This window comes from Bizionia argentinensis JUB59 (assembly GCF_000224335.1).
Taxonomy (GTDB): domain Bacteria; phylum Bacteroidota; class Bacteroidia; order Flavobacteriales; family Flavobacteriaceae; genus Algorimicrobium; species Algorimicrobium argentinense.
Genome location: NZ_AFXZ01000003.1, coordinates 75,661 through 93,590, shown reverse-complemented (window position 1 = coordinate 93,590; position 17,930 = coordinate 75,661). Strand labels below are relative to the sequence as shown.

The 17,930-nt window shown below is 33.7% G+C and carries 16 protein-coding genes; 6 read left to right on the top strand and 10 right to left on the bottom strand.

Translation table 11 applies throughout. The annotated features are described in order from the left end of the window. Nucleotides 1-14 precede the first annotated feature (14 nt). A complete protein-coding gene (locus BZARG_RS15405) occupies nt 15-146 on the bottom strand; it encodes a 30S ribosomal protein THX (RefSeq protein WP_008634883.1) in 132 nt (43 codons plus the stop codon). 64 nt (nt 147-210) lie between these two features. On the opposite strand from BZARG_RS15405, the gene BZARG_RS02255 reads away from it, so the two are divergent. Continuing rightward, complete coding sequence (locus tag BZARG_RS02255; RefSeq protein ID WP_008634895.1) at nt 211-903, top strand: uracil-DNA glycosylase family protein; 693 nt, start codon at nt 211-213, stop codon at nt 901-903. Nucleotides 904-1,067: 164 nt separating this feature from the next. Here BZARG_RS02255 and BZARG_RS02250 read toward each other — a convergent pair whose 3' ends face one another. Continuing rightward, nucleotides 1,068-1,523, bottom strand: a complete 456-nt coding sequence (locus tag BZARG_RS02250; protein ID WP_040287918.1) for a hypothetical protein — start codon at nt 1,521-1,523, stop codon at nt 1,068-1,070. 343 nt (nt 1,524-1,866) lie between these two features. On the opposite strand from BZARG_RS02250, the gene BZARG_RS02245 reads away from it, so the two are divergent. After that, nucleotides 1,867-2,235, top strand: a complete 369-nt coding sequence (locus tag BZARG_RS02245) for a type 1 glutamine amidotransferase family protein (protein ID WP_008634954.1) — start codon at nt 1,867-1,869, stop codon at nt 2,233-2,235. A gap of 468 nt (nt 2,236-2,703) precedes the next feature. Here BZARG_RS02245 and hemL read toward each other — a convergent pair whose 3' ends face one another. The 4 genes from hemL to BZARG_RS02225 form a co-directional block, all read right to left on the bottom strand. Then, on the bottom strand, nt 2,704-3,990 hold the full coding sequence (gene hemL / locus BZARG_RS02240; RefSeq protein ID WP_008634940.1) for a glutamate-1-semialdehyde 2,1-aminomutase: 1,287 nt from the start codon (nt 3,988-3,990) through the stop codon (nt 2,704-2,706). 15 nt (nt 3,991-4,005) lie between these two features. Beyond that, nucleotides 4,006-4,827 carry a glucosaminidase domain-containing protein gene (locus BZARG_RS02235; RefSeq protein WP_040287916.1) on the bottom strand — a complete coding sequence of 274 codons (822 nt, stop codon included), beginning with the start codon at nt 4,825-4,827 and terminating at the stop codon, nt 4,006-4,008. A 2-nt stretch (nt 4,828-4,829) separates the two neighbouring features. Continuing rightward, entirely contained in the window at nt 4,830-5,720 is an 891-nt protein-coding gene (locus tag BZARG_RS02230; RefSeq protein WP_008634944.1) for a 1-aminocyclopropane-1-carboxylate deaminase/D-cysteine desulfhydrase, read from the bottom strand. A gap of 251 nt (nt 5,721-5,971) precedes the next feature. Next, nucleotides 5,972-6,295, bottom strand: a complete 324-nt coding sequence (locus tag BZARG_RS02225) for a hypothetical protein (protein WP_008634980.1) — start codon at nt 6,293-6,295, stop codon at nt 5,972-5,974. Between the two features lie 48 nt (nt 6,296-6,343). Between BZARG_RS02225 and BZARG_RS15735 the strand changes: the two genes are divergently transcribed. The 3 genes from BZARG_RS15735 to BZARG_RS02215 all read left to right on the top strand — a co-directional run bounded on the left by BZARG_RS15735 (nt 6,344) and on the right by BZARG_RS02215 (nt 9,182). Continuing rightward, the gene (locus BZARG_RS15735; protein ID WP_008634955.1) at nt 6,344-6,505 is read left to right on the top strand and encodes a DUF5522 domain-containing protein; all 162 of its coding nucleotides are present in this window, start codon (nt 6,344-6,346) and stop codon (nt 6,503-6,505) included. Nucleotides 6,506-6,621: 116 nt separating this feature from the next. Then, a complete protein-coding gene (locus BZARG_RS02220) occupies nt 6,622-8,616 on the top strand; it encodes a urocanate hydratase (protein WP_008634903.1) in 1,995 nt (664 codons plus the stop codon). 20 nt (nt 8,617-8,636) lie between these two features. Continuing rightward, nucleotides 8,637-9,182 (top strand): DUF4136 domain-containing protein, encoded by a 546-nt coding sequence (locus BZARG_RS02215; RefSeq protein ID WP_008634890.1) that lies wholly within the window; start codon nt 8,637-8,639, stop codon nt 9,180-9,182. Nucleotides 9,183-9,966: 784 nt separating this feature from the next. Here BZARG_RS02215 and BZARG_RS02210 read toward each other — a convergent pair. Both BZARG_RS02210 and BZARG_RS02205 read right to left on the bottom strand, forming a co-directional pair. Continuing rightward, nucleotides 9,967-11,346, bottom strand: coding sequence for a RagB/SusD family nutrient uptake outer membrane protein (locus tag BZARG_RS02210; RefSeq protein WP_008634873.1), 1,380 nt, complete (start codon nt 11,344-11,346; stop codon nt 9,967-9,969). A 13-nt stretch (nt 11,347-11,359) separates the two neighbouring features. Then, nucleotides 11,360-14,368 (bottom strand): SusC/RagA family TonB-linked outer membrane protein, encoded by a 3,009-nt coding sequence (locus tag BZARG_RS02205; RefSeq protein ID WP_008634975.1) that lies wholly within the window; start codon nt 14,366-14,368, stop codon nt 11,360-11,362. A gap of 736 nt (nt 14,369-15,104) precedes the next feature. On the opposite strand from BZARG_RS02205, the gene BZARG_RS02200 reads away from it, so the two are divergent. Further along, nucleotides 15,105-15,296 (top strand): cold-shock protein, encoded by a 192-nt coding sequence (locus tag BZARG_RS02200; RefSeq protein WP_007646460.1) that lies wholly within the window; start codon nt 15,105-15,107, stop codon nt 15,294-15,296. Between the two features lie 113 nt (nt 15,297-15,409). On the opposite strand, the gene BZARG_RS02195 is transcribed toward BZARG_RS02200, so the two are convergent. Then, a complete protein-coding gene (locus tag BZARG_RS02195; protein ID WP_008634842.1) occupies nt 15,410-15,652 on the bottom strand; it encodes a hypothetical protein in 243 nt (80 codons plus the stop codon). Between the two features lie 66 nt (nt 15,653-15,718). After that, nucleotides 15,719-17,866 carry an alpha-ketoacid dehydrogenase subunit alpha/beta gene (locus BZARG_RS02190; RefSeq protein WP_008634978.1) on the bottom strand — a complete coding sequence of 716 codons (2,148 nt, stop codon included), beginning with the start codon at nt 17,864-17,866 and terminating at the stop codon, nt 15,719-15,721. Between the last annotated feature and the right edge of the window lie 64 nt (nt 17,867-17,930).

Here is a 17,930-nt window from a genome sequence, read left to right as displayed (position 1 = left end):
TAAAATAAATGACTTTAAGCTTTTGCTTTTTTGTCAACGCTTATTTTTTCTTCAGGACGTACTTGTTTTTTAATTCTTGGACGTCTTACGCCGAATGAACCGCGATTAATTTTTCCTCGTTTTGTTTTTTTATCACCTTTTCCCATGATTTTTTTTTGTTTAAATGTGAATTGATAAAGTACAACATATTAACCGCTTTTAAAAGTATCCATGACTTTCTTTCATCAGCATCCTTACAAGCCGTTTATTCAAAAAGATACGACGAAATTAATTGTTGGAACCTTGCCGCCACCAAGATTTTCCACGAGCGAATTGCATGAAAAAGATGTGGATTTCTGTTATGGCAGCTACTTTAATAGTTTATGGTTGTTTATAGATAAGATTCACAAGCTAAATCTTCGCTATGATAATTCAGATGAAGCGATATTAGAGCGTCAAGAGTTTTTGATTGAACATAAAATTGGTGTTTGCGACATTGTAGAAAGTGCCGAACGTGAAAAGATTGATGCATCCGATTTAGGAATGAAAAACATTCAACTTCGAGATATTTTAGAGTATTTAAAACAATATCCTAAAATTGACACGTTATTATTTACTGGTGGGAATAGTAAAAATGGTCCAGAATATTTCTTCAGAAAGCACTTAAAAACTTATAATTTAAAACTCGAAGTCGTTTCAAATGAAGTCCCTCGAATTCATCAATTCATATTAGATCAAGGTGAAAATAACGCTTCTAATCGCATAATTAAAACCGTTTCCTTAACATCTGGCTCTGGCGCAGCTAACATATCCATTAGTAGATTACCGCTCTATAAGCAGCTAAAAGCAAAGAATCCAGATTTTAATACTTTCGATTTTCGTGTGATGCAGTATCGGGATTTTTTTCAGAAAGAAACCTTTTAAGAGCTTTAACGTCTAGAAGAAGTTTAGTTCAAAATTGAGATTATAGCTTACTTCGGTAATATTTAAATTCACTTTAAAAAATATTTTCATAAAAAAACCCAGTGCTTTTAACGTCACTGGGTTTTCACTAACCAATTAAACTAATATGAAAAACTAACTATTTTTTATTTATTCGGATTAAAATCCTTTGGAAGGTACGCATTGACATTAAAGTTAAAATGAAGTTCTTCTTCAATTTCAATTAATTCAATATTATCCCAATCTATATCGTTTTTTCCTTTTAAAGGGTTGAAATTTTTTGGTAAATAGAATTTTATGTCAAAATCTAAATTTACTACAACAGGCGTTTCAATGATCAAAATATTGTTCCAATTAAGATCATTTTTGCCTGCCAATGGATTAAAATTTTCTGGTAAATATTGGTTCACATCAAACCCTAAATCGATTTGTTCCTTCACATTGAAAACCTGAATTTCTTGTATTTTTGGAACCGTTTTCTCTGTCTCTGATTTACTTGTTACAACAAGCGAAATACTTGATTTTTTTTCAGATATAAAATTGCTAGCCACAGTGGTAGTTAATGTTAATAAAAAACTGCTTAAGACTAATAAATGTTTCATTTTTTTCTTTATAATTATTACGTTCAATTATAGGACGTTAGATAGTCTAAAAAGTTACATAAATTTGGAAACATTTAACACTAAACGATTGATTTTAAGAGAGTTTAACAAAAAAAAGTCAAGTAATGTCACTGCGAAAACTAAACATTAGAAATCATCGTTGTCATATGCGTAATTAATGACGTTAACAATTTCGGTAATTTTATGAATCATGGAGATTTTTCGATCAAAATGTTGAACTATCGATTTCGGAAAAAGCCTCACTTTATAATAATTTACCAAACTTTAAGGTGTTTGAAAATAATTTTTCTTACTTTCATCAAAATAATTTAAAAATGCAATTATGAGAAAAATATTAGTCATTGTATTGGCTTTGGCAGGCATGCAACTTTCTGCACAAGACTCAAAGATTAACAAAGAATCAAGTTTTGAGCAGTCGAATTCTATAATTGATAAACTCGCAGCGGATCAAGTTGTAATGCTTAGTAAAAAGCTAAACTTAACGAAGCCACAGCAAAAACTGACAACCGACCTGATTATTAAGCAACTAAAATCAGACAAATTTCAAAAGATAATGGCAACAAAACATGATGACAATCAGTCTGAAGTAATAAATCGAACTTTATTAGAGGTACCTGAATTCATTTTACAATTAACTGAACTATTAAGTGAAGAGCAAACCCAAGTATTATATAAAATAAGCGCTAGATAACAGAAATTTTACTTAAGATTTTTAAAGGATTTAATCTAAATGACACTTATTATCGGTGTTTTTTTGACAAGAATTGGGTAGTTTTTTATAATGATTTCAAGATGAGGATGAATAAATTAATTTTAAGATGGCAGTCTGAAAGGCTGATTTAGTTCAACTTCCTCAACCGTGAAGTAATCTATAAAAAATAAAAAAACTGTTTAAAGTTTTACATAAATTAAACTTTTAAACAGTTTTTTATATTTTGAAAAATTTTAAATTTGGTTTTTATGGCTTATGTAGGAAGACGCAGCCGCAAATTGCTTTCTTTATTTAAGAAAAAAAAGTACTATCTTACATGCTAATTTTATCTTCTATTTTCTTAAATCCCTCCTCGCTACCCTTTTTAGCCTCGTATCGTAAATCTTAATTTTCAGTCTCACGTCTGGCTCTTTATCCCCTAACTCAAAAATAATCACATTTTAGCTATTACAACGTTTTAGCAACCGTTTCAACAGCGGCAATAGTTTTATCCAAATCGTCATAACTCAAGGCATCCGCAATAAACCAGGTTTCAAAAGCACTAGGCGCAATATAAACACCTTCATTTAAAAGTCCGTGAAAGAACTTTTTAAACATATCGTTATTTGCATTGGCAGCCGTCTTGAAATCAATGACAGGAGTTTTTGAAAAGTGAACTGATATCATAGAACCGACTCGATTTATGGTATAAACAACCTTGTTTTCAGTTAAAACACGCGCCATTCCTTCATGTAAATAAGCTGTTTTCTCTTCTAAACGCTTATAAATTTCAGCATCATCATTCAAGGCTTGTAACATAGCCAAACCAGCAGCCATAGCAAGTGGATTACCACTTAAAGTTCCCGCTTGATATACAGGCCCTAAAGGCGCTAAATGATTCATAATTTCTGAACGCGCAGCAAAGGCACCAACTGGTAAACCACCGCCTATAACTTTTCCGAAGCAAACAATATCTGCTTGAACATTATATAACTGCTGAACACCACCTTTTGATAAACGGAACCCCGTCATTACTTCATCAAAAATTAAAAGAATATTGTGTTCCGAGCATAACTCTCTTAAACCCTTTAAAAAATTTGGTTGAGGCGGAATACACCCCATATTCCCTGCTACTGGCTCTATAATTACACAAGCTATTTCATTAGTATTAGCTTTGATTAACTCCCTAACATTATCTAAATCATTAAAATCTGCTAGCAAAGTATCTTTAGCTGTTCCTGCAGTTACGCCCGGACTATTGGGAGAACCAAAAGTTACAGCACCGCTTCCCGCTTGGATTAAAAAGCTATCACTATGACCATGATAACAACCAGCAAACTTTATTATTTTATCTTTTCCAGTAAAACCACGTGCTAAACGAACGGCGCTCATACAAGCTTCGGTTCCAGAATTTACAAATCGGATTTTATCTATATTAGGTACCATGGAAACGGCTAATTCGGCAATCTTTGTTTCAATTTCTGTCGGGGTACCAAAAGACGTTCCTAATTTTGTTTTTTCAACAACAGCATCTACAACAGGTTGATAAGCATGTCCTAAAATCATAGGACCCCAAGAGTTGATATAATCAATATACTGATTATCATCCTCATCAATTAAATATGGACCATGCGCTTTTTTAATAAAAATAGGCGTACCTCCCACGGCTCCAAAAGCTCTTACTGGCGAATTTACACCACCTGGAATTACTTTTTCAGCTTGTGCAAATAGTGCACTACTTCGTTTGTATTGCATAAAATTTTACTTTAATTATTTTAATTTCACCACTAATAAATCACCTATATTCAAGGAGTTAGAGGACAAATTATTTATTTTCTTTAAATCATCTACAGACGTGTTATAACGCTTGGACAAAGAGTAAAGCGTATCACCTTTTAAAACGCGATGCGATAATCCAGTTGCTTGATTTGTATCGACATTTACAACTCTTTTATTTCCTGTAACTATATCGTCATATTGATGCAGATTATATCGCTCAATAAGACTGATTAGCTTATCAGGATATTTTCTATCCGTGGCGTAACCAGCATCTTTTAGGCCTCTTGCCCACCCTTTATAATCATCAATTTCTAATTCGAATAACTTATAATACCGTTTACGTTCTTTTAAGAAAAGTGAATGGTCGCGGTAAGAATACTTGGCGTCGTTATATTTTCGGAAACACTCTTGATCCGAGTCATCGTCATGGTAAATTCGCGCACCTGTCCACTCATGACATTTGATACCAAAATGATTATTAGCTTCCACGGATAATCGTCCTCTACCAGAACTTGACTCCAAAATTCCCTGTGCTAAAGTAATACTAGCAGGAATATGATATAAACGCATTTCATCTTGTGCGATATCGCTATATAATGCAATATAGTCGTCAATGGGACTACTACTAGCTACAACGGGTGGTTTTACAGGCTCATTATTTGGTTTATTTATGGTTGCCAATTTCACGGGTTGCCTTTTTACAACACGTTCCGTTTTATGTCTTTTTTTAGATGATTTAGAAGCCGCTCGCTTTTTAGAGCCACAACTAAACACAATTAATGCCATGCATATTAATACTACTATTCTCTTCATTATTACTGAATTTTAACCATATTTTTCTTTTCCAAAAGTTGATTCATACCAGCAATTCCTTGAAGGCCACCTGTGTGAATCATCAATATTTTAGCGTCTTTTGGAAAATAACCTTTTTTTATCAAATCGAAAACTCCAAATGCCATTTTCCCTGTATAAATAGGATCTAATGGAATATGAAATTGACTTTTGAAATCATTTATAAAACTGATTAATTCCGAATTTATTTTAGCATAACCACCAAAATGATAATCCGTTATTAAATCCCAATTCTCGTTCCTTGCAAATTTACTAATATCTTTCCGTAAAAAATCACCTTTCAATGCAGGAAAGCCAAGAATTTTCTGATGACTTTTAGCACTATTTATGATGCCTGAAATGGTACCACCAGTTCCAACCGAACAGACTATAAAATCGAATTTTTCATCTTGTTTTGTTAAAATTTCTTCACAACCCTTTATAGCCAATTCATTGGTTCCGCCTTCTGGAATGGTGTAAAAATCGCCAAATTGCTGATTTAATTCCTCTATAAATAAGGTTGTATCTTTTGTACGATAAGCTTCACGAGTTACATAATGAAACTGCATGCCTTGCGACTTTGCGTATTCCAAGGTTGGATTTCCTTGTGTTTTTGTCGCTAATTCTTCACCACGAATAACACCAAGGGTTTGAAAACCAAATCGTTTCCCAGCAGCTGCAACTGCTGCAATATGGTTAGAATAAGCCCCACCGAAAGTTAAAAGTGTTTGATAACCACGTTTTTTAGCATCTAAAACATTATAATTTAGTTTTCGATATTTATTTCCTGAAATAAACGGGTCTATCAAATACTCGGGCTTGACAGACAGGTAGTCATTTAATTGAACGTTAGCATTTTCAGAAAACTTAAACATATAGGAAATTAATAATATTTATCTGGTTTTTAATATTTTGATTAGATTTTCTAGTACATTTCGTGAATGAATTGATCGCTATTGATTCTCAAAAGATTAAAAAGCACCAAGCCCAAAATAAAAGTCGCAAAATACAACTTGTAGCTCATAATCTTACTATGAATCTACAACCCTAATAGTTAAAAAGTACTTTATAAAGATCCGGATATCATATAACGCGAGTTAAAAAAGTAATCTTAAAATAGTATCAATTATAAATACTTTATAAAATCCCAGAACGATCTTGATTTTAAATAATTGAAGTCATTTTCGTTTTTATAAGCTTCTCTTTCAAAAGAAATGTTTCGATAAGCTTGTTGCCATGATTTAAATTGAATGAACCCAATTAGAAACTCCAGAACATACAAAATATAAAAAGGGATAATTAACAACTCTATTTGTTGTCTAATATGAATACGTTCGTGGTTTATTAAAACCAAATTATCTTTTAAGGTTCTATTCTTCAGAAAAATAAAAGGCCAAATAGTTATACCTAAATAACGCTTTGGTACAAGGTACTTTGAAATAATAATCATAACCAGCCAGATTCAAAAATCAGTCCAATTTACATTATATTTGTAAATATGAAGAAGATTATACCTATTGAAGAAGGCGATTTCTATTTAACACCTGAAGGTTATCGCTGCTTTACCGAACAATACCATTTAAAACGTGGCTACTGCTGTGAGAATGGCTGCAGACATTGCCCATATGGGTTTACGAAAGAGAAGGCAAACAAGTTATGAGTTATGAGTTATGAGTTATGAGAATTTTAAAAAAACAACTGAAATTCCAAGCATACACCAAAGAATCGAGTCTAAAATAGCTAAACATCACACACCGAATACTGAATACTGAACTTATGACATTTCAAGAACATATACTACAAGGAATTCCAAATAATTTACCAGAACTAAAAGCCTATAATCCGGACATAAATCATGCTCCAAAGCGAAAGTCAATTTTAACGGAAGAAGAAAAAAAATTAGCATTACGAAATGCCCTTCGTTATTTCGATTCTAAACATCATGCTAGTTTACTTCCAGAATTTAAAAATGAATTAGAAACCTATGGTAGAATCTATATGTATCGTTTTCGTCCAGATTATAAAATGTATGCGAGACCAATAGATGACTATCCTGCGAAAACAAAACAGGCGGCTGCTATTATGTTAATGATTCAGAATAATTTAGATTATGCAGTAGCGCAGCATCCTCACGAATTGATAACTTACGGCGGAAACGGTGCGGTGTTTTCAAATTGGGCGCAATATTTATTAACCATGAAATATCTGGCAGAAATGACCGAGGAGCAAACGCTTACCATGTATTCGGGACATCCCATGGGATTATTTCCGAGTCATAAAGACGCACCAAGAGTCGTGGTTACCAATGGCATGATGATTCCAAACTACTCAAAACCGGATGATTGGGAGAAATTTAACGCGCTTGGTGTTACGCAATACGGTCAAATGACGGCTGGTAGCTTTATGTATATAGGTCCTCAAGGCATAGTTCACGGTACAACGATTACCGTTTTAAATGCTTTCAGAAAAATCAATAAATCACCAAAAGGAAATATTTTTCTTACTTCCGGTTTAGGTGGCATGAGCGGTGCGCAACCAAAAGCAGGGAATATTGCAGGCTGTATAACGGTTTGTGCTGAAGTAAATCCTAAAATTACCCAAGTCCGCTTGGATCAAGGTTGGATTGATGAAAAAATCACCGATTTAAACGAATTAGTTTCACGTGTTGAAAAAGCTAAAAAGAATAAGGAAACCATATCTATTGCCTATTTAGGAAACATAGTGGATGTCTGGGAGAAATTTGATGAAGCAAATGTAAAAATCGATTTAGGTAGTGATCAAACATCCTTACATAATCCATGGGCTGGTGGTTATTATCCAGTAGGCATTAGTTTTGAAGAAGCTAATAAGATGATGGCCAATAATCCAGAATTATTCAAAGAAAAAGTTCAAGAAACGTTACGTCGTCATGCTAAGGCCATAAATGCACACACCAATAAAGGTACATATTTCTTTGATTATGGAAATGCTTTTCTTTTAGAAGCTTCTCGCGCTGGCGCCGACGTGATGGCCAAAAACCCAACAATTGGTCGCGAGTTTAAATTTCCTAGTTATGTTCAAGATATTATGGGTCCTATGTGTTTTGATTATGGTTTCGGGCCATTCCGATGGGTATGTGCATCTGGAAAACCAGAGGATTTAGCAAAAACAGATGCGATTGCTAGTCGAATTTTGGAAGACATAAAGAAAGGCTCTCCAGAGGAAATTCAGCAACAAATGATCGATAATATCCAATGGATAAAAGGCGCTCAAGACAATAAATTAGTTGTAGGCTCGCAAGCTAGAATATTATATGCGGATGCGGAAGGCCGCATGAAAATAGCCCAAGCTTTTAATAATGCTATTGCAAAAGGTGAAATTGGTCAAATTATTCTAGGACGTGATCATCATGATGTATCCGGAACAGATTCACCATACCGTGAAACTAGTAATATTTACGACGGTTCACGCTTTACAGCCGATATGGCCATACAAAATGTAATTGGCGATAGCTTTAGGGGTGCTACTTGGGTTAGCATCCATAACGGCGGCGGTGTAGGCTGGGGAGAAGTAATAAATGGTGGATTTGGTATGGTTCTTGATGGTAGTAATGATGCTGGAAGGCGCTTAAAATCAATGCTTTTCTGGGATGTAAACAATGGTATTTCCAGAAGAAGTTGGGCAAGAAATGATGGCGCTATTTTTGCTATTAAGCGTGCTATGGAAGCAGAACCAAATTTAAAGGTAACATTGCCAAATTTGGTTGATGATGACTTGATAGACTCGTTATAACCTAAATTAAAACTCACACTATGAAAAAAACAATTTTAACATCTGTGTTGGCTATTATTTTAATGGTCACAATAACTTCATGCAGTTCGGTGCAGGTTGTAGCAGATTATGATAAACAAGTAAACTTTGAAACATTCAAAACATTTGCTTTTTATAAACCAGGTATAGACAAAGCCGAAATAAGTGATTTAGACAAGCGACGCATTTTACGCGCTATCGAAAGAGAACTGATGACTAAAGGTTTAACAAAATCAGAAAACCCAGATTTATTAGTTAGTATTATAGCATCTTCACGCGATAAAATAGATGTTTACAATAACTATTATGGAGGTTACGGTGCTCGATGGGGATGGAATCCTTACTATTATGGAAATTACAACACTGTTTCTACTTCTACGGAAGGTTCTTTATATATTGATTTAATAGATGCCAAGAAAAAAGAACTCATATGGCAAGGTCAAGGTGTTGGTTATTTAAACGGTTCTAATATGGAACAAAAAGAAGAACGCATTAATGAATTTGTGAAAGAAATTATGGCAATTTATCCACCAGGCCGAAATAAGTAAAAAATTAAAAAGGACTCAAGTAATTAACTTCGAGTCCTTTTTATATGTACATTAATTGGCTTTATTACTTACTCGTAAAGCTTTTGTAGTATCAACTACTTCTTCATAATCCTTGCACTAAAAAAAACCTTTTAAGGTAGTCGAAATTTGTTAATTTAACTTTTCGGTACGCAACTGTTGATTCATTGAAGAGTACTCTCATTTCGCTCCTATCTTCCACTTTAGCTCCATTGCAATAAATCAAATGTCTTATTGATTGCTCTTACAGAATAATACACCATTAGAAGTACTTATCTAACATCTATTTTACGTTGAAATAAGGCGTTAGGATTTTCTTGTGTATAATTAACTGGAGTATTTGAAATTTGATAGCGCAACAACTAATACAATTAAATCTACGATGTATTCAGTTATGCTATTTTCTTATTTCATTCCTACAAAATTAAAATGCTCTTAAATAAATATATAGTTACCCCGTGTTTTATAACATTTTTATTTACAGATAATTAAAAATAAAACAATACGGATTCATTCCATTTAATAACCATACAAAAAGCTAACATATTGTAAATACAGTATCTATAAACATTTAGGCATTAGTTAGAAAGATATGTGATGAATAAGGTTTCAACCAAGGAAATCTATAAATAGCATCCAGAAACTGGCTCATTTAAAAGTATATATCAATCAAAAAAAAAGCTGAACAATGAATTAGATTCATTGTTCAGCTATAATTTTATTAAACCTTAATAATTTATATAAACTAATAAGGATTTATTTCAAATTAGTAACCAGGATTTGGTTGCATATTTGGATTCACATCTAATTCTCTTTGTGGAATTGCGAATGCTAATTTAGTATTACCATATAGGTAAGTATTGTCTAAAGTACCAGCTGGAGTCCAACCTGGAATATCCATACCTAATCTCAACATATCAAAATATCTGATACCTTCGAAAAACAACTCCTTCTTTCTTTCTTCTAATGTTTCAGCTAATGTTATACCTGCATAAGCCGGTAAATCACGATTTGTTACAACTGCATTTACATCAGAATCTGCTTCAGCTGCATTAATCCCTAAACGTAAGTTTGCTTCCGCTCTTGTTAAAAGAACTTCTTCATAACGAAGGATTTTAATACTGTTAGATCCATCAATTAAAGGATATTTAGTATCTACATTATTACCGTTTATTAAATCTGCACGTACATCAACGGCAGAAAAAGAAGCGATAAAACCAGGCAACGCATTAATATCACCATATCCATTATCTGAATACATGTATGCAATAGATGTTGTACCTAATTTAGCTTGAGTACCTACTTCAATTTCAAAAATTGAATTTGAAGACGTTTTATTTTGAGCAAAAGAATTCACATATAAATCTGCACCTATAACCGTATAAGAACCATTATTGATTACATCACTCGCATGATCGTATGCCAATTGAAGGCTTGCATTGTCTGCTTGGGTTGTTCCTTTATAAAGATAATATCTTGCAGCTAAACCGTTAGCGGCATGAATGTTAATTAAATCTTTACTACTAGAAGCTAATCCACTATTTGAAATTGATGTAACACCAGCTTCAAAATCTGCTGCAATTTGCGCATGTGTTTCTACAAGTGTACTACGAGAAGGCTTTTCTGAACCTGTTCCGCTATACGCTAAAACTAAAGGCACACCTAAAGTTCCACCTGAATGCTCTTGACCATACAATTTCAACAAATCAAAATAAGCATTGGCTCTTAAAACTAAAGCTTGACCCTTTACATTCATAATTTCGTTTGCTCTTGCAGCATCTTGAAAATCTGAATTAATGATAATGTTTAATTGCGCAATAACTTGATAGATTTTTGTAAACGTATCTCTAGCATATGCATCTGTAGAAAGCATCGAAAATTGAGATGGCCCTCTAAATCGTCCTGAAGCAACAGTGTTATATGCAAGGTCACTTCTTACTGATCCGTAAATAATCATATCACGACCGTAATACGTAACATCTCTCGCTTCCACTAGCGCACCGTACATAAGTGCCTGTAAATCACCAACGCTCGTAACATTTTGCGGCGTAGTTGAAAATTGTTCGTTTTCTAAGAACTCATCGTTACATGACATTACAGTCACCAATAACAGTCCTCCGAATAAAATTTTATATATATTTTTCATCTTCTATTTTTTTTTAAAATGATACTTTAACACCAAAAGTATAACTCTTTAGTGGTGGTAAATCTAAATCAATCACACCAGATGTTCTGGTTTCAGGGTCGTACTCTAACAAATCATCAAACTTATATGTATACAAGTTAGTTCCACGTACATAAATTAGAACAGACTTAAACATTTCTGAAGGAAGCACTTTAGTCACGTCGTAACCTATTTGTAAGTTACTAAATCTAATATGATCACCGTCATAAAGGAATCTTGTAGAAGTTGCAGAGTTCTGGTTACCAGTATTATAAACCGCTTTAGGGTTTAAAGCATTGTCACCAGGATTTTGCCATCTGTCTAAATTATTAGCATATCCAGGGTAGTTAAGTGAGTATTGACCACCACTTTGCGTGTATGCAGCCCAACCATCATATACTTTATAATCTAAAGCAAACGTAAACAATGTTTGTACAGAGAATCCTTTGTAGCTAAAGTTATTAATAAAACCTCCAGTATAATTTGGTAAAGAATTACCTTGAAGTTCTCTTGTAGCTTGCGTATAATCGTTTGTAGTAGCACCATCTTTACCGTTAATGTACCAAAGTGGATCTCCATTAGCAGTATCTACACCAGCCCATTTTCTCATGTAGTACGTATTGATACTTTCACCTTCTCTTAAGATTTTTGTACCATTAACAACGTCATTTTCAAGTAAAGATGTTAATTCGTTTTCTACATAAGAGAAGTTTATTTTGGTATCCCAGTTAAACTCTCCTTTAAAAACTTTTGCACCTAAACTTACTTCATAACCTCTGTTTTCAAGTGCTCCTGCATTTACAAATTTAGAGGTAGCTCCTGAAGCTAGCGTTAAACCTGAAGTAAGAGACAATGGAATAGAGTACAATAAGTCTTCTGTTTTCTTGATAAAGTAATCAAAGCTACCAGTTAACCTGTTATTAAAAAATCCGAAATCTAGACCAAAGTTAAGAGGTTTGTTCACTTCCCAAGTTAAATCAGGATTAGCAACACCACCTACATATAAAGGAATACGACCGCCGTACTCACCTCCAAAAGAGAAATAATCTATACTAGATGTAGAACCAATAGATGCATTACCTACTTGTCCGTAACTTACTCTTAATTTCATTTTATTAACAGTAGCTTCATTAAATAAACCTTCTTTAGCTATATCCCAAGCTCCAGAAATAGACCAGAAACTACCCCACTTGTTGCTTTCTGCAAAGTTTGAGTTACCCTCACGTCTAAAAGCACCATCTATAAAATACTTACCATCATAGTCATAACTACCACTTGCTAAATAAGCAGCATTAGTATATTGTGTTCTTGCACCATTAGCTTCCAAATCGTTAGAACCAACAGAAACCGTATAAAAACCTTCTTTACCATAACCTTCTGCAGCTGCAGAAACGTTTCTATATTGATTTTTTTGTGCTTCTTGCACTAACAATACAGAGAAATTGTTTTTATCTCCTAAAGTAAAATCATAGTTCAAAGAGTTTTGGAATACATAATCAAATACGCGTGTATCATAAGCGTATGATCTACCGTCTACAGTAAAACCATCACCATGTCTTGGGTTCTGATATGCATCTTCTTCAATAATTGTTTGATCTAAAGAAAGTCTAGAAGAAAAATTCAATCCTTCCATGATATCATATGAAAGATCTGTTATCCCTGTTAATTTCAAGGTACGTGCCTTGTTAAAGTTATTTTCTAATAACATAGGAACGTTAAACAAACCATTAGACATTCTTGGATTGTTTAAATTAGTACCAATAAAATATGTACCATCATCATTACGCAAAGGATCAGAAGGTCTTGCAAAATACTTCGCTAACATTGGGTTAGCAAATCCACCACCATCAGATAATGTTTTCAAATTTGTTAAACCAGCATTAATATTTTGACCAATAGTAATTTTATCAGTTAACTTATAGTCAATTTTCATTCTACCAGTAGTTCTATTGAATGAAGAGTTATTAATAATACCTTCTTGGTCAAAATAACCTAAAGATGTATAATATCTTAATTTATCAGAACCACCATTAACAGAAAAGTTAACTTGTTGTTGGCTTGCAGCCTTACGCTCAATAGCATCAGCCCAATTAGTGTCAACACCATTTGGATTCAACACATCATTAGTATAACCAGCATAAGCAGGTCCTAGAGCATTCACTAAACCTTCATCAGTAACTTCTGCCCATTGCGCAGCATTTAATGTTTTAGGGCCTTCTACTGCTTTACTGTTAAATCCAGTTTCTACACTGAAACTATAACTAGGCTCACCTGATGTACCTCTTTTAGTGGTAATCAAAATAACTCCGTTTGCAGCTCTTGCACCATATAGAGCAGTAGCAGATGCATCTTTTAAAACAGTCATTGACTCAATATCATTACTATTTAAAGTAGACAACACATCTGATGTCGTGTTATTACGTGTGTAATCACCAGAAACAACTGGAACTCCATCAATAACATAAAGTGGATCAGTTCCAGCATTTAATGAACTTATACCACGGATTCTAACAACAGAACCAGCACCTGGCTGTCCACTACCCTGGTTGATAACAACACCGGTAGCATTACCTTTTAATAAGTTGTTTACCGTTGCAATTGGTCTATCTTCCAATTGTTCGGCTCCAACTACAGAAGCAGCACTCGTTTCGTTTACAGTACTTTTAGTACCATACCCTACTATTACAACTTCTTCTAGAACAGAAACGTCCTCTTCTAGTGCAACGTTTAGCGTATTGCTCGCACCTACTACTACTTCTTTTGTTAATAAACTAACAAAAGAGAATACCAAGGTTTCTCCAGCGCTGACATTAAGAGAGTACTTCCCATCAAAATCAGTCTGTTGACCACGTTGAGTTCCTTTAACTATTACATTGGCACCAGGAACTGGCATACCATCTGCAGCGGATGTAATCACACCCGAGACAACTTTTTCTTGTGCAAAAGAAAGTTGCATAACAAACGCCATAAAAAGCGTCATTAACCATGTTAACTTTAGTTTCATAAATTTTTTATTTGAATTAGTCAGTGACAAACATAATAATATATTTATATAACATCTAATTTTATCCAAAGAATGTTATGTTAATGTTAATTAAGTTGCAATTTAAATAATAACGTTTTGCACAACTATAAAGAAGTTGGATTGCAATGACACCAACACAAAGAAGTTGTAACTAGTTAAAAATGAACCGCTATAATGTATTGTTGATTTTAATAAACTCACTTTTTTAGTGTAATCATTAATTAACACCTTTTTTATTAACCTCCATCGATTTTATTTTAATTTAAATTATTCTGATATTATTTTTTTAAAAGCATTAATTTCATCTTTTGAGGGTAATTCTTATAATGATATTCAAAATAACTTATCTTTTATTCCCGCTATACAATCAGTAACGCCCTAACCGTTTCTGATAACGTTCATTTTTTTCTGTTTTGCTATATATTCTGGGTTTATAATTAGTCTAACGGATGAGCAGTTAAAATAGCATATTGAAAAACACATTGTGATAAAGATTAAATTTATTTTTTTTAAAGCTCTATTTAGCATTAATCTTCAAGAAGGTTTTAATGTATTATATATATGGTGCATATTTTTAAAGAATTATATTATAAGTATTCCTTTACTGCTCTAGTTTTAATTGCGTATTTATAAAATAATTGAAAGTTTTTAAAAAAAGACCGTGAAGAACGATTTTATTAAACTACCTTTGTCACTTAATTAAATAAATTATATTATGAGTACTGGTACAGTAAAATTTTTTAATGACTCTAAAGGTTTTGGATTCATCACAGAAGAAGGAAACAATAAAGAGCATTTCGTTCATATCTCTGGCTTAATTGACGAAGTAAGAGAAGGCGACCAAGTTGAATTCGATTTGACAGAAGGTAAAAAAGGATTAAACGCGATTAACGTAAAAGTTATCTAATTATATACTTTTAAAACTTTACAAAAGAGCCTATCAATTGATAGGCTCTTTTTATTTACAAAAAAACCAATATTCAATGAATATTGGTTTTTTAATTTGGTACTTATAAGGCTTTAATTGTCTTCTTTGATTTTGATTTTAGTATCGCCATCATCACTCTCCTTAATTTTCACCTTTTTATCTTCGGTTTCCATTTTGATTTTAGTATCGTTAGCGCGATCTTTTACTTTAATATCTGCATCCTTATCTTGCATTTCTTCAATTAACTCTTCTTTTTGAGTTTTCTCATCTCTACATGATGAAAACGCTACCGTAAATACCAATAGGAAAGCAATCTTGTAAATTACATTTTTCATAATATTATATTTTAGTTTTTAGTGTAGATAAAACTAATCATTTTTAGTGATACTATTTAACTCCAATCAATAATTTAATAACTCATTTATCTTAACCTTAACTTTCTCGGTGGACGGAATCATAGTTTCCTCCAAAACAGAATTTAAAGGAATGGCTGGCATGTTCTCACTACCAATAGTCATAACGGGCGCATCTAAAAATTTGAAACATTCCTCTTGAATTTTCCCAGACAACGCTCTTGCAAAACTATTATTACTTGGCTCTTCCGTTACTACAAGGCATTTCCCAGTTTTCTTAACGGATTTCATAATAGTTTCTTCGTCCAGAGGAAATAACGTACGTAAATCAATGACTTCAATTTGGTTTTTCATACCAAGTTCTTCCGAAGCATTCATTGCCCAATGCACACCCATTCCATATGTTACTATAGTTATAGTTTCTACATTTTCTTGCTTCCAAACTTCCTGTAATACCCATGCTTTTCCGAATGGCAAAACGTAATCTTCCGATGGCTCAATCGATGTGGCACCTTGTGTTCCTGGTACTTTAGACCAGTACAAGCCTTTATGTTCTAAAATAACTACCGGATTTGGATCATAATAAGCCGCTTTCATTAAACCTTTTAAATCGGCACCGTTACTTGGGTATGCAATTTTTATTCCGCGGATATTGGTAATAACACTCTCTACTGACGATGAATGATAAGGTCCACCACTTCCGTATGCACCAATGGGCACACGCAGAATCATACTTACCGGCCATTTCCCATTACTTAAATAACAACTTCTACTTACTTCTGTAAATAATTGATTTAAACCAGGCCAAATATAATCGGCAAACTGAACCTCAACAATTGGTTTTAAGCCAACGGCACTCATTCCAACGGTAGAGCCCACAATAAAGGCTTCTTGTATTGGCGTATTAAATACGCGGTCGTCACCAAATTTCTGGGCTAATGTAGCAGCTTCCCGAAACACACCTCCTAATCTTGCTCCAACATCCTGACCGTATAATAAACATTCCTTATGCTTTCGCATTAATTCTTCTATAGCGAACAAAGCACAATCTACCATCACGACTTTATCGGCACCTTTTGGTGAGCGCTCTCCCAATTCTTCTGTAATTGGCGTAGGTGCAAAATCGTTAGTAAATAAATCTTCAGGTTTTGGATCTTCAGCTTGCAATGCTTTTTCGTAATCCAATTGTACATTTACTTTAGCAAATTTTTCAATTTCATTAATTTCTTCTTCTGAAAAACCACCATCTAATAATTGTTGTTTTAAAACCGGATATGGATCACGTGATCTAGCTTCTTCTAAATCATCACGGTACCATTCCATTCTAACACCAGATGTATGGTGATTTAACAATGGAACTTTGGCGTGAACTAAAAAAGGACGACGTTCTTCTCGAATTGTTTTAATTACTTTTTCTAATGCTTTATAACTTTCTGTAAAATTGGCACCATCTATAGTAATAGCTTCTAAACCATGAAATCCTTGAGCATATTCAAAGGCGTTTTGAGCACGTGTTTCAGCCGCATTTGCTGAAATATCCCAATCATTATCTTGAATCAAATATAAAATTGGCAGTTGCTTTAATGCCGCCATTTGAAAGGCTTCAGCAACTTCACCTTCGGTAACGGAGGCATCACCTAAAGAACAAACACTAATTGGCGAATTCCCGCGAAGGCGGGAATCTTCTGAATGAACAGAAGCATCATAATCGTTTGTGAAATTTTCTACCGGGTTTTGCTCATTCCCCTTTACTTTGTTTTCTTCCGCAAAGAGATTACCGCCTTCGCGATAATGGAATCCCAGAGCAACACCAGTGGCTGGAATGGCTTGCATACCTGTTGCGGAAGATTGATGTGGCACTTTAGGTTTATCGGCATCCTTTATACTTGGGTGCGCATAATAGGTTCGTCCCGCTGAAAATGGATCGTCTTTTTTTGCTAATAACTGCAGCATTAAATCGTATGGCGTTACACCAAACGATAATAACATAGCATCATCTCTATAATACGGAAACGCATAATCTTGTGGTAATAACTGCAAACCCAAAGCAATTTGAATGGCTTCGTGACCACGAGATGTGGCATGCACATATTTAGATACTTGCTTGAAATTAGCTTCATACAATTCTGCCATAGCTTTGGCAGTGCACAACGTTATAAATCCTTTTTTTAATATGTCTTTGTCTAAACTACTCATATTTAACTTTTTTTGGGCGTTACCCGAAAGGGTCGGGCTTTTCGCTATATCTTTTTTGCGAAAA

Coding starts and splice junctions, on each gene's coding strand:
- BZARG_RS15405 (WP_008634883.1), bottom strand. CDS start 146: ATGGGAAAAGGTGATAAAAAAACAAAACGAGGAAAAATTAATCGCGGT.
- BZARG_RS02255 (WP_008634895.1), top strand. CDS start 211: ATGACTTTCTTTCATCAGCATCCTTACAAGCCGTTTATTCAAAAAGAT.
- BZARG_RS02250 (WP_040287918.1), bottom strand. CDS start 1,523: ATGAAACATTTATTAGTCTTAAGCAGTTTTTTATTAACATTAACTACC.
- BZARG_RS02245 (WP_008634954.1), top strand. CDS start 1,867: ATGAGAAAAATATTAGTCATTGTATTGGCTTTGGCAGGCATGCAACTT.
- hemL (WP_008634940.1), bottom strand. CDS start 3,990: ATGCAATACAAACGAAGTAGTGCACTATTTGCACAAGCTGAAAAAGTA.
- BZARG_RS02235 (WP_040287916.1), bottom strand. CDS start 4,827: ATGAAGAGAATAGTAGTATTAATATGCATGGCATTAATTGTGTTTAGT.
- BZARG_RS02230 (WP_008634944.1), bottom strand. CDS start 5,720: ATGTTTAAGTTTTCTGAAAATGCTAACGTTCAATTAAATGACTACCTG.
- BZARG_RS02225 (WP_008634980.1), bottom strand. CDS start 6,295: ATGATTATTATTTCAAAGTACCTTGTACCAAAGCGTTATTTAGGTATA.
- BZARG_RS15735 (WP_008634955.1), top strand. CDS start 6,344: ATGAAGAAGATTATACCTATTGAAGAAGGCGATTTCTATTTAACACCT.
- BZARG_RS02220 (WP_008634903.1), top strand. CDS start 6,622: ATGACATTTCAAGAACATATACTACAAGGAATTCCAAATAATTTACCA.
- BZARG_RS02215 (WP_008634890.1), top strand. CDS start 8,637: ATGAAAAAAACAATTTTAACATCTGTGTTGGCTATTATTTTAATGGTC.
- BZARG_RS02210 (WP_008634873.1), bottom strand. CDS start 11,346: ATGAAAAATATATATAAAATTTTATTCGGAGGACTGTTATTGGTGACT.
- BZARG_RS02205 (WP_008634975.1), bottom strand. CDS start 14,368: ATGAAACTAAAGTTAACATGGTTAATGACGCTTTTTATGGCGTTTGTT.
- BZARG_RS02200 (WP_007646460.1), top strand. CDS start 15,105: ATGAGTACTGGTACAGTAAAATTTTTTAATGACTCTAAAGGTTTTGGA.
- BZARG_RS02195 (WP_008634842.1), bottom strand. CDS start 15,652: ATGAAAAATGTAATTTACAAGATTGCTTTCCTATTGGTATTTACGGTA.
- BZARG_RS02190 (WP_008634978.1), bottom strand. CDS start 17,866: ATGAGTAGTTTAGACAAAGACATATTAAAAAAAGGATTTATAACGTTG.